This window comes from Chroococcidiopsis sp. TS-821, from assembly GCF_002939305.1.
In the GTDB taxonomy this organism is placed as follows: domain Bacteria; phylum Cyanobacteriota; class Cyanobacteriia; order Cyanobacteriales; family Chroococcidiopsidaceae; genus Chroogloeocystis.
Genome location: NZ_MVDI01000003.1, coordinates 239,638 through 252,698, shown reverse-complemented (window position 1 = coordinate 252,698; position 13,061 = coordinate 239,638). Strand labels below are relative to the sequence as shown.

General features: G+C 43.8%; 11 protein-coding genes. 8 read left to right on the top strand and 3 right to left on the bottom strand.

All coding sequences use genetic code 11. The features are described from left to right. Window positions 1-34: 34 nt before the first annotated feature. Window positions 35-1,090 carry a TrkA family potassium uptake protein gene (locus B1A85_RS11495; protein ID WP_104547050.1) on the bottom strand — a complete coding sequence of 352 codons (1,056 nt, stop codon included), beginning with the start codon at window positions 1,088-1,090 and terminating at the stop codon, window positions 35-37. 130 nt (window positions 1,091-1,220) lie between these two features. Here B1A85_RS11495 and B1A85_RS11490 point away from each other — a divergent pair, with 130 nt between their 5' ends. From B1A85_RS11490 to B1A85_RS11480, 3 genes are all read left to right on the top strand, one after another. Next, complete coding sequence (locus tag B1A85_RS11490; RefSeq protein WP_104547049.1) at window positions 1,221-1,646, top strand: hypothetical protein; 426 nt, start codon at window positions 1,221-1,223, stop codon at window positions 1,644-1,646. A 257-nt stretch (window positions 1,647-1,903) separates the two neighbouring features. Next, the gene (locus tag B1A85_RS11485; RefSeq protein ID WP_104547048.1) at window positions 1,904-3,682 is read left to right on the top strand and encodes an ABC transporter ATP-binding protein; all 1,779 of its coding nucleotides are present in this window, start codon (window positions 1,904-1,906) and stop codon (window positions 3,680-3,682) included. A 123-nt stretch (window positions 3,683-3,805) separates the two neighbouring features. Then, window positions 3,806-5,620 carry an ABC transporter ATP-binding protein gene (locus B1A85_RS11480; RefSeq protein ID WP_104547047.1) on the top strand — a complete coding sequence of 605 codons (1,815 nt, stop codon included), beginning with the start codon at window positions 3,806-3,808 and terminating at the stop codon, window positions 5,618-5,620. Between the two features lie 177 nt (window positions 5,621-5,797). Here B1A85_RS11480 and B1A85_RS23910 read toward each other — a convergent pair whose 3' ends face one another. Together B1A85_RS23910 and lepA are read right to left on the bottom strand one after the other, a co-directional pair. Then, entirely contained in the window at window positions 5,798-5,956 is a 159-nt protein-coding gene (locus B1A85_RS23910; protein WP_168192389.1) for a hypothetical protein, read from the bottom strand. A 186-nt stretch (window positions 5,957-6,142) separates the two neighbouring features. After that, entirely contained in the window at window positions 6,143-7,954 is a 1,812-nt protein-coding gene (gene lepA, locus B1A85_RS11475; RefSeq protein WP_104547329.1) for a translation elongation factor 4, read from the bottom strand. 408 nt (window positions 7,955-8,362) lie between these two features. On the opposite strand from lepA, the gene B1A85_RS11470 reads away from it, so the two are divergent. The 5 genes from B1A85_RS11470 (at window position 8,363) to nblB (ending at window position 13,038) form a co-directional block, all read left to right on the top strand. Further along, window positions 8,363-8,590 carry a hypothetical protein gene (locus tag B1A85_RS11470; RefSeq protein ID WP_104547046.1) on the top strand — a complete coding sequence of 76 codons (228 nt, stop codon included), beginning with the start codon at window positions 8,363-8,365 and terminating at the stop codon, window positions 8,588-8,590. 172 nt (window positions 8,591-8,762) lie between these two features. After that, complete coding sequence (locus tag B1A85_RS11465; RefSeq protein ID WP_104547045.1) at window positions 8,763-10,493, top strand: ATP-binding protein; 1,731 nt, start codon at window positions 8,763-8,765, stop codon at window positions 10,491-10,493. A 49-nt stretch (window positions 10,494-10,542) separates the two neighbouring features. Further along, window positions 10,543-11,580 (top strand): M42 family metallopeptidase, encoded by a 1,038-nt coding sequence (locus B1A85_RS11460; protein ID WP_104547044.1) that lies wholly within the window; start codon window positions 10,543-10,545, stop codon window positions 11,578-11,580. 195 nt (window positions 11,581-11,775) lie between these two features. Continuing rightward, complete coding sequence (locus tag B1A85_RS11455) at window positions 11,776-12,237, top strand: CBS domain-containing protein (protein WP_104547043.1); 462 nt, start codon at window positions 11,776-11,778, stop codon at window positions 12,235-12,237. 129 nt (window positions 12,238-12,366) lie between these two features. After that, window positions 12,367-13,038 (top strand): phycobilisome degradation protein NblB, encoded by a 672-nt coding sequence (nblB, locus tag B1A85_RS11450; RefSeq protein ID WP_104547042.1) that lies wholly within the window; start codon window positions 12,367-12,369, stop codon window positions 13,036-13,038. Window positions 13,039-13,061: the final 23 nt, after the last annotated feature.

Below are 13,061 nucleotides of genomic sequence, written 5' to 3'. Positions count from 1 at the left end.
GATTTGCACTAAATAAGCAAAAGCTACACTCTTCCTATTTTCGCGAACCTCGGTATCTAATATCGCGTCTTAACACGTAATTCTTAGCAAACTGGGGGATATCGCCGCGATGTCCCATGACAATTACTGTATCGCCAACTTCGAGTAACATTTCGTGTTTGGGATGGATAATCATTGTACCGTCGTTTTTACGCAAGGCGACGACAATAAAAGCACCTTTTCCGCGAATTTCGATATCGCTTACTGTTTGATTTGCCAAAGGTGAATCTGCGGGAATTGCCAATTCATCAACTTGTACGTCAATTTCTGCAAGCAGTTCGTTTAGAGTATTGCGCCCGTCATCTTGCTCTAAAAAGTCCATTGCAGCAGGATGCGTAATCATATGTGCCATTCTCTCAGCACCGATCGCCGCTGGTAAAACAACTTGATCTGCACCAGCTAGGCGAAGTTTCTTCTCGGTTGATGGTAACTCGCCACGCGCAATGATTTGTAAATTGGGGTTAAGTTCGCGGGCGGTTAGCGTGATAAAGACATTAATCGCATCATCAGGAAGGACAGTTGCTAAAGCTTTTGCTCGTTGAATTCCGACGGCATGTAATATGGTCTCATCCGCTGCATTACCTTGCTTGACAAAATAACCTTTGGCTTCGGCTTTCGCAACGCGATCGCCATTACTATCTATCACGACAAAAGGCTGATTGACGCGTACTAAACGTCGTGCCAAGATCTCCCCAATACGCCCAAAACCACAAATGATGACGTGCTGCTGTAGCTTTTCCATTTCGCGTTCCCTGCGTCGAGAGTGTAGCGCTTTATTAATTTCACCTTCTGTCACCATCTGCACGATACCACTGACGATAAAGACGACAGAAGTATAGCCTGCAACTATTACCAAGATTGTAAAAACTCGCAGTGCGGGTGAAGTGATTGGGCGTACTTCGCCATAGCCTACACCAAAAATGGTGATAGCTGACATATAAATTGCATCCAACAAACTCCAGCCTGCGAGAATATACCCCATCACTGCAACGATAATGGTGGAGACAAACGCGATCGCCCCAAGAATAATATTCCTAAACGAGCTTTTCATCAGGATCGAAGTAAATGTAGCGAACTTCTCGTCTACTAGAGCAAAAAAAATACGTTTTCAAGCATCATCTATTCAATAGCAGCTAATGGCATAATTTTCTAGCTACTACAAATACTCTTTTAGAATTTGCATGAATAAACCGATTATTTGGGTACACGGTGATTGTCTCAGCCCATACAATCCTGCACTAAAAGCTTACCCAGATGCACCAGCAATTTGGGTTTGGGATGATGCACTGATTGCAGAATGGCAATTAAGCCTTAAGCGCATAACTTTTATTTACGAGTGCTTACTCGAATTACCTGTTACTATCCGGCGAGGAGATGTCGCAACCGAAGTTATGGCGTTCGCGCAAGAACACAGTGCTAACCTTGTTGTCACCGCAGAAAGTCCTAGCCCGCGCTTTAATACGATTTGCGATCGAATTGAAAACTCGATGTCATTAGAAGTACTAGCTGTTGAACCATTCTTAGATTATGACGGCTATATTGACCTCAAGCGTTTTTCTCGTTATTGGAAAGTAGCTGAAAAGTATGTCTTTATGAGGAACTGGTAATAGGTAATTGGTAATGGGTAATAGTAATGATGATGCTAATTACTTTAAGCTTCTATTGCGCTAAATTTAGGGAAGTTTTGTATAGGAATTGTTACAGAACCGACCTTCAGCAAAATTTGATTGATTGATATATAACTTAACGATTAACTAGAAATAACTAACTAGAGAACTCAATAACTAGCAACTGCTTACTTAGTAGTAAATCTTATCTATTACCAATCACCAATTACCACTAAGATTATAATTTTTAAATTAGTATGAATGTTCCTATTAAACTGTATACCAAGCTACTAGGTGGCTATTTAAAGCCGCAGCAAGGACGCGTTACGCTGTTTGCAGTTGCATTGCTGACAAGTATTGGCTTACAAGTTCTGAGTCCGCAAATTCTAGGATATTTTATTGATACTTCAATTGCTGGCGCATCTGGGCAAGTTTTATTTGTTGCAGCGCTACTTTTCATTGGTGCTGCATTCTTAACACAGATATTATCGGTTGTTGCAACCTATTTAGGCGAAAACGTTGCGTGGACTGCAACTAATGCACTTAGAGCAGATATTGTAGAACACTGCATTCAATTAGATTTATCGTTTTATAAATCACGTACATCGGGCGAACTATTAGAAAGAGTAGATGGTGATGTCAACGTTTTATCGCGCTTCTTTTCGCAATTAGCAATTCATACATTAGGTAATGCCATCCTCTTAGTAGGTATTTTAGTTGCGCTGTTTTTCGAGAATGAGTTAGCAGGATTTAGCTTAACGCTATTTTCGCTCTTTGCCTTAACGATATTACTGAGTTTACATTCTTTTGCGGTAGCACCTTGGACAACTTATTTACAAGTCAGTGCGGAATTTTTTGGCTTTATTGGAGAACACTTAGTCGGAAGAGAAGATATTCGGGCGAATGGTGCTGTTAGCTACGTAATGCGGCGTTTTCATCAAATTTTGCAACGCTGGTTGCCAGTTTACCAAAAAGCTCGGTTGACAAGTACGATACTTTGGTCAACTTCTGTTGGTTTATTCACAGTTGGAAATGCGATCGCCCTTGCAGTAAGTGCGTACCTTTGGAATCAAAACGCGATTACTATTGGCAGTGCTTACCTGATTTTTCACTACACTAACTTACTCAATCAACCTATCGAGCGCATCCGCGAAGAACTCGAAGAATTGCAACAAGTCGAAGCGAGTATTCACCGCATCCGCGAAATCTTACAAGTACAGTCGCGTTTAAGTACAGGAGGCGATCGCATTCTTCCCCAAGGTGCGCTATCAGTATCTTGCGAACAAATTTGGTTCTCTTACGAATTAGTGCAGCAAACAGCTTCAAATTACCTTACGCCTCAAGAATGGACACTTCAAGACATCTCGTTTTATCTTCCTGCGGGTCAAGTTTTAGGTTTGTTAGGTCGTACAGGTAGTGGTAAAACCACATTAGCGCGATTGTTACTAAGGTTTTATGACGCGCAATTAGGCTGCATTCGTTTAGGAGATGTGGCGATCGCCCAAACCCCACTCACAACACTGCGACAACGTGTTGGTTTAGTTACGCAAGATGTGCAACTCTTTCAAGCGAGTGTGCGTGATAATCTGACCTTTTTTGATTCCACAATTTCTGATGTCCAAATTCAGCAGACCTTAGAAATGTTAGGACTCGGAACTTGGTTGCGATCGCTTCCTGAAGAACTCGACACTCAGCTTGATTCTAATAGCGGTGGACTTTCTGCTGGACAAGCACAACTTTTAACTTTCGCCCGCGTTTTTCTCAAAAACCCTGGTTTAGTCATTCTTGATGAAGCATCTTCACGCCTCGATCCTGTCACTGAACACTTAATTGAACAAGCTATCGATAGATTACTCAACCGCTGCACAGGAATTATTATTGCCCATCGCTTACAAACGGTACAACGCGCCGATCAAATTTTGATTTTAGATCGAGGACGCATACTAGAGTACGGCGATCGCCAAAGCTTGCTCAATAACCCGCATTCTCGTTTCTCCCAATTATTAAAAGCAGGAACAACTGATTTTTTGGTGTAAATTCCGATAATGTTATTTCATATTACCATACTGAAATGCTTAATAAGAAATCTTCTCATTTACACAAGTTGGCAACATAGTTACAAAGATGTGAAGTATGGCGATCGCCCCGTCCTTATCTGAATGAAAAACTCTGTTTCTATTTGGCAACTTCTTTGGCGGATGATTCTGTATGCGCCAAGACTTTATTCAGCCGACACCATCCTGTGGCTATTTATCATGGGATTACCTGCGATTCCAGGCTTACTTATCCGCGAGTTCTTTAATACTCTCACTAATAACTCACAACTCAACGTATCTCCGCAAACACTTATTGCCTTCTTATTAGCAACAGGGTTAGCAAGAATTCTCGCAATTTTTTCAGGTCGCGTGACCAAAACTCAGCATCGGTTTACGATGAGTTCGCTGCTACGTCACAATCTTTTATCACAATTGCTACAACGCCCAGGCGCACAACCTTTAAGTACAGCAGATATTGATACAGTATCTCCTGGAGAAGTATTGAGTTATTTTCGCGAAGATGCTACCCAAGTTGAAGATAACGTCGTTGGTACAAATGAAATTTTAGGCGAAGGAGTCTTTGCGTTTGTTGCGTTGGCGATCCTTTTCAGCGTCAATGTGTGGTTGACTTTATTTGTATTTCTGCCATTAGTTGCGATCGCGATCGTCATTCAACGTGCTGAAACCCGCATCAAACGCTATCGTCGTGCGAGTCGTCAAGCGACGCAAAACGTGACAGGCTTAATTGGTGAAATTTTTAATTCCGTACAAGCAATTCAAGTTGCTGGTGCAGAACAACCTGTACTAACGCGGTTTCGGCAACTTAATCAACAACGGCAGCGATTAATGGTGCAGGATCAAGTGTTTACCGCGATCCTGAATTCAATTTTACAGAATCTTGTTAGCGTCGGCACAGGGTTAATCTTGCTAGTAAGTGCATTATCAAGAAGTGCAATCGAAATCAGTGTAGGAGACTTTGCGCTGTTTGTTTACTATTTGTCATTTGTAACTGAGTTTATCAGTTCCTTGGGAGGTTTTCTCGCACTATCCAAGCAGACTAAAGTATCTTTTGAACGCATGGGTTCATTGGTACAAGACGATGGCGTACTTGCTGCAACTAATCTCGTTGCACCTCAACCATTGTATTTAGATAATCTTTGGGGAAAAAAGCCTAAGCTACCATTAGTTGTACAACCTTACCGCGATGAACAGAGTTATCTTAATAAGTTGCAGGCAGTTAACTTAACATATTTCTACCCTGGTAGCAATCGGGGAATTGTTGATATAAACTTAACACTACAACGCGGTAACATTACTGTCATTACAGGTCGCATTGGCTCTGGCAAAACAACACTACTACGTGTCCTACTTGGGTTATTACCTAAACAAGCTGGCACAATATATTGGAATGGAAAGGAAGTGACAGATCCTGCTAATTTCTTTGTACCTCCTCGCAGTGCCTATACGCCACAAGTTCCGCAGTTATTTAGCGGTACTCTTCAAGAAAATATTACGCTGGGATTGCAACAAGGAAACATCGAGCAAGCGATCGCTCTTGCTGCTTTTGACCGCGATCTTGCTACCATGCCTGAGGGGCTAGAAACTGTAATTGGCACCAAAGGAATGCGGCTTTCGGGAGGACAGTTACAACGCGCAGCAGCAGCGCGGATGTTTGTTCATCAACCAGAATTGCTCGTCTTTGACGATCTTTCTAGCGCGCTTGATATTGAAACTGAACAACTTGTCTGGTCGCGTCTCTTTGCTGCAAGTACACAAGATAAAATAGCAGAATCCACATGGCAACCCACTTGTCTTGCAGTTTCCCACCGTCCTGCTGTTCTTTCTCGTGCTGACAATATTATTGTCCTGGCTGAAGGTAGAGTTGTCGTTGAGGGAAGATTTGATGAGATCAAACCTTACATCGGTAGTCTTGAATAAACAGGAATAGACGTTTTCTGAAGATAGGATTTTGGCAGCATGGCAACCATACTGTTCCTTCTACTAGCGCGGATATAGATTATACCATTTCACTAAATAAAAACTACAAGTCATTTCTCCTCTGCGTCCTCTGCTCCTGAAGCTGCCCACATGCATCAACTTTTAAGCGAAACGGTGTTATACCAAGTCGGGATCAACTCCCAGTTCTCGTAACTTGGCAGCTAACCGTTCTGCTTTATTTTGTGCCGCTTGTCGAGCTGCTTCGGCTTCTGCGTGACTCAGTAGCATATGCCACATAGGGACGTTGGTAATCGCTTTCAGCCATCGGCTTGCCATCAGAATCGGGGTAGTCGATATCAGTATTTAATGAAGTTGCACTTGTCATGATGGCTCTCCAGCAGAGCAACAAAGTAGTGGCTTGTTGTGCGATCGCATTTCTGTCTTTGAGAAATCCAAGAACCGACGACACTGCTATTTAAAATGCTCCCGAAAAAGTAGCGAGTTGTTAGTGACTGCTAATGCTTAGGCTTGATCCAACCGTAGCACTGCCATAAACGCCTCTTGCGGGACATCCACAGTTCCTACAGCTTTCATGCGCTTTTTACCTTTAGCCTGCTTTTGTAGGAGCTTTTTCTTCCGGCTGATATCACCACCGTAGCACTTCGCTAACACGTCTTTACGCAAAGCTGGGATGTGTTCGCTAGCAATCACTTTACTACCAATCGCTGCCTGAATCGGAACTTTAAATTGATGGCGGGGAATGAGTTCTTTGAGCTTTTCTGCCATTGCTCGTCCTACATTGTAGGCTTTATCGCGATGCACAATCATCGCCAGGGAATCGACAGGATCGCCATTAATCAAGATATCGAGTTTGACGAGTGGGTTTTCGCGGTAGCCGATCAGTTGATACTCCATGCTGGCATATCCGCGCGATCGCGACTTCATTTGATCGAAAAAGTCAGTGACAACTTCAGCAAGTGGTAACTCATACGTTAATGTTGTGCGCCCTTGTGTCAAATACTTCATATCTTTAAAAACACCGCGCCGATTCTGACACAATTCCATCAAAGTTCCGACATAGGTTTCTGGTGTAATCATGTCTACTTGAACGTACGGTTCTTCAATTTTTTCGCGTTCGTTGGGCGCGGGTAGCGTACTGGGGTTATCAATATACAAAACCTCACCCTTAGTTGTTGTAACGCGGTAAACCACAGAAGGGGCGGTAATAATCAAATCGAGATCGTACTCGCGCTCTAAGCGTTCTTGCACAATTTCCATGTGCAGTAATCCTAAAAAGCCGCAACGGAAGCCAAAACCCATGGCGCTCGACGTTTCGGGTTCAAAATTCAAAGCTGCGTCGTTCAGTTTCAGCTTCTCCAATGCATCGCGCAAATCTTCAAACTGATCGGCGTCGATGGGAAACATGCCACAAAATACCATTGGTTTAGCCTCGGTATAACCTGGTAATGGTTCTGCAGCTGGTTGTGTGGCTAAGGTAATTGTGTCACCTACCCGTGCGTCTGCTACCGCTTTAATGGCAGCGGCGAGATAGCCTACTTCTCCTGCGTGAAGTTCGTCTACTTGTTTTTGATTCGGAGAAAGAACGCCCAACTCGTCAATTTCGTATTCTTTCCCTGATGCCATCAGACGAATGCGATCGCCTTTTTTGACCGTACCATCCATCACGCGGAAATAAACAATAACACCTCGGTAACTGTCGTAGTAGCTGTCAAAAATCAACGCGCGTAAGGGATCGTTAACAGTATTTCTTGGTGGCGGGACGCGCTGAACAATTGCCTCTAAGATTTCATCAATACCAATGCCTTCTTTCGCCGAAGCCAGAATTGCCCCACTACAATCAAGTCCAATAATTTCTTCAATTTCCCCAGCAACTCGGTTTGGTTCGGCTCCTGGTAAATCGATTTTATTCAACACAGGGATAATTTCTAGATTGTGCTCTAGTGCTAGATAAACATTCGCTAAAGTTTGTGCTTCGACTCCTTGCGAAGCATCGACGACAAGCAACGCACCTTCGCACGCAGCTAAACTCCGCGACACTTCATAGGAAAAGTCAACGTGTCCGGGAGTGTCAATTAAGTTTAAAACATAATTTTGACCATCTTGTGCTTTGTAGTTCATCCGAGCCGCCTGCAACTTAATTGTAATGCCGCGCTCCCGTTCCAAGTCCATGTTGTCGAGAAACTGCTCTTTCATTTGCCGGACTTCTACTGTACCAGTGGTTTGCAGCAAGCGATCGGCAAGTGTTGATTTTCCGTGGTCGATGTGAGCAATAATAGAGAAATTACGAATGCGCTCTGCGGGGACGTCAGTCATATTTTTTGTTCTAGCAGCAAGCAATATTGTTAAGAAATAGGAATCTTTAACGCATTTTAAACTTTTTTGAGCTAAGGCGCTGCGATTGGGTAAGGGCGATGCGGGAGCGCAAGAGTTTTGACGCAAGCGCGCGCACAAAAGTCACAACTAGTAACAACCAAACACTCGCTCCACCTCTAAGAAGGGCAAAGCCCTACGCTGCCAACAACTTTTTGCTCCTGCCACAAAACTGGAGCCATCGGAAAATGAGTCTCAAGCATGAGTAGATCTTTTTAGTATTGCTTATTTGGGGGCGTACAATAGACAATAGCAGATGTATCTTCCTTGAAATCTGACAAATTAAATTGATTGAAATTCGCAAAGCCATCGCTGGTAAACTTTTTTCCAATATAGTCTTTTTTAGTGCTTATGAATGAGAATGCCATTGACCCAGAGAGTTTAACTGACAAAGTAGAAATTGCCGTTCACTTGGATTCAGAATTAGTTGAGCAAATTCAACACTTAACAAACGATCCCAGCAAAGTAATCGAGGCAGCAATTCGACAGTGGTTGCGCGGCGAAACGCAACGCGACGACGAGCTTAGCCGTACTTTCAGACGTACCCCCGTGCCACCACGTGGTGAATGGAACGATTAACGTTGCCTAACACCAATCGACTTAGCACATGGCAAGAGTAGTCTTATGTCTTTTGCCAGTCATCTTTTTCACCCTGGCTATTAAAGTTTCCTAAATTTTATAAAATTGTGCCAAACTCGAAACAACTATTAGTCTAGCTATATTGCTTGCTACTTGTATACCTCAGCCTATAATGAATGTTAACGTTAATCATTCTCAACTGCCACTATCAGAGCAAAGCTTAGACTTGCTCGACACGATGCCTACTTCGCTAGCAATTATAGGTGCAGAGTTAGCTTTTATACAAAATGCAGACGGTTGTTACTTAGCTTTTGATTGGCAACAGGCAAAGGAAAATGGAATTACCAACGAGCAAATAGTAGGAACGACGCTCGACGGAGTGTTTGGTCCAGTCGAACAAAAGGAGTATCGCGAAAAGCTTCGAAAAGTTATCCAGAGTGCAAGTCCCCAACAGTATCAGTGTTGGTTTCGCTGTGCCGAGAAACGATTGTTGTTAGACATTATTATTGTGCCAGTACTAACAGCTAGCCATCGAACAGATACAGTTTTGGTTATCGGGCGATCGTGGCAAGGACAAGCTGTAACAACCGCAAATCACTCGATAGCAGCATCCTCCAATCTCAAAAAACAGTTAACGCAAATTGCCCGTAACATCCGTCGGACGTTAGATTTAGATATTATTTGGCAGCAAGCAGTTGATAGCTTAGGTAAAGCCTTAGGCGCAACGCAATGCGTTATTTATTCGTACTTGCCAGAACCAGGTTATCTCCGCGCGGTTGCAGAATACACTTCAAAGCCGATTCCTTCGATGCTAGGGTTAGAATTGGCAATCGCGCAAGAACCAAGCTTTTGCCAAGCACTCGCAACGCTACAACCAATTGTCATCGAGAAAACTAACCCATACACGCATTCTCAGCAGGTACAACTGATTGTTGCTACCTGTTATCAAGATCAACCTAACGGGTTGATTAGTTTAGTCTATGACAGGACTCAACCAAACCAAGACTGCCCGCAACAGTGGAGTGTCACTGACATAGAACTTGTGGGAGAAGTCGCAGATCAAATTGGTACTGCGATCGCCCACGCGACACTTTATAAAGAACTCGAACTTGCGCGCCAACAAGCTGAAGAAGCCTCGCGACTTAAAAGCGAATTTCTCGCAAATACTTCGCACGAGATCCGCACGCCACTTAACGGCATGATCGGCTTCTTAAAATTAATTTTGGAGGGCATGGCAGACGACCCCCAAGAGCAGCAAGAATTTATTCAAGAAGCCTATTCTTCGGCGATTCATTTGCTCGATATTATCAATGATATTTTGGACATTGCCAAAATAGAAGCGGGCAAAATGGAACTAGAACTAGGTCCTGTCAAGCTTGACGAACTCTTTGTTGCTGTAGAAGAATTTACTCGCACCCAAGCAGAACAGAAAAACTTAAGCTTTCACATCTACATGCCGGATACCTCAGATGAAATCATTCTGCACGGTAACTATCAAAGGCTCAAGCAGGTGCTACTCAATTTAGTCAGCAATGCGCTAAAATTTACGCACGAAGGCGGAATTACAATTAGTGCTGATGTTGTCCGGAAGAAATTTACCTTCCAAAATCAGGAATTTCCAGGGTTAGTGAAAGTCCGCGTTGCGGATACAGGAATTGGTGTTTCGCTCGACAAACAAGACAAACTCTTTCAATCGTTTAGTCAAGTAGATGGCTCGCGGACGCGACAATACGGCGGTACGGGTTTAGGACTGACAATTTCGCAAAAGTTAGTAGAAGCAATGGGCGGTACGGTTAACTTCTACAGTATGGGCGAAGGACTCGGCTCAACCGTGACATTTACTGTGCCACTGTATCAAGTCCCTGTGATGGTATCAATGCCAACAGAAGATTTTGACGTGTAATGTAACTAGGGGCTACAGGCTAGTCATTCGTTCCCCAAATCTCTTACGCATGTACGACGAAATATTTAACTTGATTGAAGAATTAGTAATGCATCATTCGCCGAGTGGTGCTGAAGCTGAGATTAACCAATTATTACTGCAAAGATTTGCTGCGCTTCAAGTAGAAGTATGGCGCGATCGCGCGGATAATATAATTGCGAAGCTTCCCGGACAAGATGCGAGTCGATCTATTGCCATTACCGCCCACAAAGACGAAATCGGTGCAATAGTCAAAACGGTGGGCGATACGGGCAAAGTCGAAGTCCGCAAGCTAGGAGGTTCTTTTCCTTGGATTTATGGTGAAGGCGTTGTCGATTTACTCGGCGACAACGAAACAATCAGCGGGATTTTGAGCTTTGGTTCGCGTCACGTATCGCACGAGTCGCCGCAAAAAGAATTGCAAGAAAATACTCCACTCAAGTGGGAAAACGCTTGGATTGAGACAAAGTGTACGCCAGAAGAACTTGAAGCTGCGGGAATTCGCCCAGGAACGCGGGTAGTCGTCGGCAAACATCGCAAGCGTCCAGTACGATTAAAAGATCATATTGCGAGTTACACGTTGGATAATAAAGCCTCTGTCGCAATTTTACTGGCATTAGCCGAACAGGTAAAACAGCCCTTTGTTGATACTTATCTTGTGGCTTCGGCAAAAGAAGAAGTGGGCGCAATCGGCGCACTGTATTTTAGTCAAAAACAGCATTTGGATGCTTTGATCGCGTTAGAAATTTGTCCTCTGGCGCCGGAATACCCAATTGAATCGGGAGAAGCACCCGTAATTCTCTCTCAAGATGGATACGGGATTTACGATGAAATGCTCAACGGGCAACTCAGAAAAGTAGCACGCAAGCTAGAAATGCCAGTACAACTTGCAACATTGAGCGGTTTTGGTAGTGATGCTTCGATCGCCATGAAATTTGGTCATGTTGCCCGTGCGGCGTGTTTAGCATTCCCCACACAAAACACCCACGGTTATGAAATTGCGCATTTAGGGGCGATCGCCAACTGCATTAAACTGCTCCAAGCCTTCTGCGAAATTCCCTTCGATTGAGTAATTCAGATCAAATTGAACTAGAGAAATAATAACAGGGCTCAGGTGTAGAAGAAAATTATGAGTGGTTTTAACTCAAAACTAGTCACTAACCACTCCTTCCTCCTAGTTACAAACCATGAACCTGTGCAGGTTAAGAACCTGAATTTTATACAATGATCCCAGAGGACTTGAATTGTAGATAGCTGTAATTAAATGCCTAAGACTGTTGCCGAGGTGATGAGCCGCGATCCAATTGTCGTGCGCCCAGAAACACCGTTAAAGGAAGCGATTCAGATTTTAGCAGAGAAACGCATCAGCGGTTTGCCCGTGATTAACGATGAAGGCAAATTGGTAGGCATTATCTCTGAAACAGACTTGATGTGGCAGGAAACGGGTGTCACTCCGCCTGCATATATCATGATTCTTGATAGTGTGATTTACTTACAAAATCCTGCCAAATACGAGCGCGACTTGCACAAGGCGCTAGGACAAACCGTCGGGGAAGTGATGAGTAGCGATCCAGTGACGATTTCCCCTGATAAGTCTTTAAGAGAGGCTGCCAAGTTAATGCACGATCGCGAAGTTCGTCGCTTACCTGTCATTGATACTGAAGGTAAAGTGATTGGCATTCTCACGCGTGGCGATGTAGTACGGGCAATGGCAGCAGATGACTAAGGATTAAGCGTGATTAGTGACTGTTAGCTAGTGATAAGTGAATAATTATCATAAGATTTCTCAGCTATTCCCGCGTCTTTCCATCTCCCACTCTCTGCTCCCTGACCCATCTCAATTTGGAATAATTAAATGAGTATGACACCTGAAACTGTTAAACAAATGCTGAGTTCTGAGGATTTGGGAGAACGCTTGCGGGCGGTAAACCAAATTCGGGAACTTGAAGACACTGCACTTGCTTTTGAATTGGTGCAAAATGCTGTTCAAGATCGTAATGCACGCGTTCGTTATTCGGCAGTGAGCCAAATGGATACTTTGGGCGGACAAAATTTGCAAGTGACGCTAGATTTGTTGCGCGATCGCTTAATTAACGATCCTGAACCTGATGTTCAAGCTGCTGCTGCCGATTGCATCGGTGCTTTAAAATTAACTGAGGCGTATCCTGATTTAGCCCAACTATATCACAGCACCAGCGAGTGGCTGATTAAGTTTAGTATTGTTGCTACATTAGGCGAATTAGGCGATCCGCGGTCGTTTGACTTGCTTCAAGAAGCACTCAATTCAGATATTGACTTAGTAAAAACTGCAGCAATTAGTTCGTTAGGCGACTTAAAAGACGCACGCGCTGTAGAACTTCTAGCACCTCATGTATCCAACGCAGATTGGCAAGTACGCTACCGTGCTGCCCAAGCTTTAGGAAAATTGGGTGGAGCGCAAGCGCAGTCCATACTAAAAGAGATGGTAAACGATGAAGTCGAAGCTGTAGCGCAGGAAGCTCAAACAGCTCTCAAGCAGATGGGTTAGACTCTACGGCTCTTCAAGACATC

Coding starts and splice junctions, on each gene's coding strand:
- B1A85_RS11495 (WP_104547050.1), bottom strand. CDS start 1,090: ATGAAAAGCTCGTTTAGGAATATTATTCTTGGGGCGATCGCGTTTGTC.
- B1A85_RS11490 (WP_104547049.1), top strand. CDS start 1,221: ATGAATAAACCGATTATTTGGGTACACGGTGATTGTCTCAGCCCATAC.
- B1A85_RS11485 (WP_104547048.1), top strand. CDS start 1,904: ATGAATGTTCCTATTAAACTGTATACCAAGCTACTAGGTGGCTATTTA.
- B1A85_RS11480 (WP_104547047.1), top strand. CDS start 3,806: ATGAAAAACTCTGTTTCTATTTGGCAACTTCTTTGGCGGATGATTCTG.
- B1A85_RS23910 (WP_168192389.1), bottom strand. CDS start 5,956: ATGGCAAGCCGATGGCTGAAAGCGATTACCAACGTCCCTATGTGGCAT.
- lepA (WP_104547329.1), bottom strand. CDS start 7,954: ATGACTGACGTCCCCGCAGAGCGCATTCGTAATTTCTCTATTATTGCT.
- B1A85_RS11470 (WP_104547046.1), top strand. CDS start 8,363: ATGAATGAGAATGCCATTGACCCAGAGAGTTTAACTGACAAAGTAGAA.
- B1A85_RS11465 (WP_104547045.1), top strand. CDS start 8,763: ATGAATGTTAACGTTAATCATTCTCAACTGCCACTATCAGAGCAAAGC.
- B1A85_RS11460 (WP_104547044.1), top strand. CDS start 10,543: ATGTACGACGAAATATTTAACTTGATTGAAGAATTAGTAATGCATCAT.
- B1A85_RS11455 (WP_104547043.1), top strand. CDS start 11,776: ATGCCTAAGACTGTTGCCGAGGTGATGAGCCGCGATCCAATTGTCGTG.
- nblB (WP_104547042.1), top strand. CDS start 12,367: ATGAGTATGACACCTGAAACTGTTAAACAAATGCTGAGTTCTGAGGAT.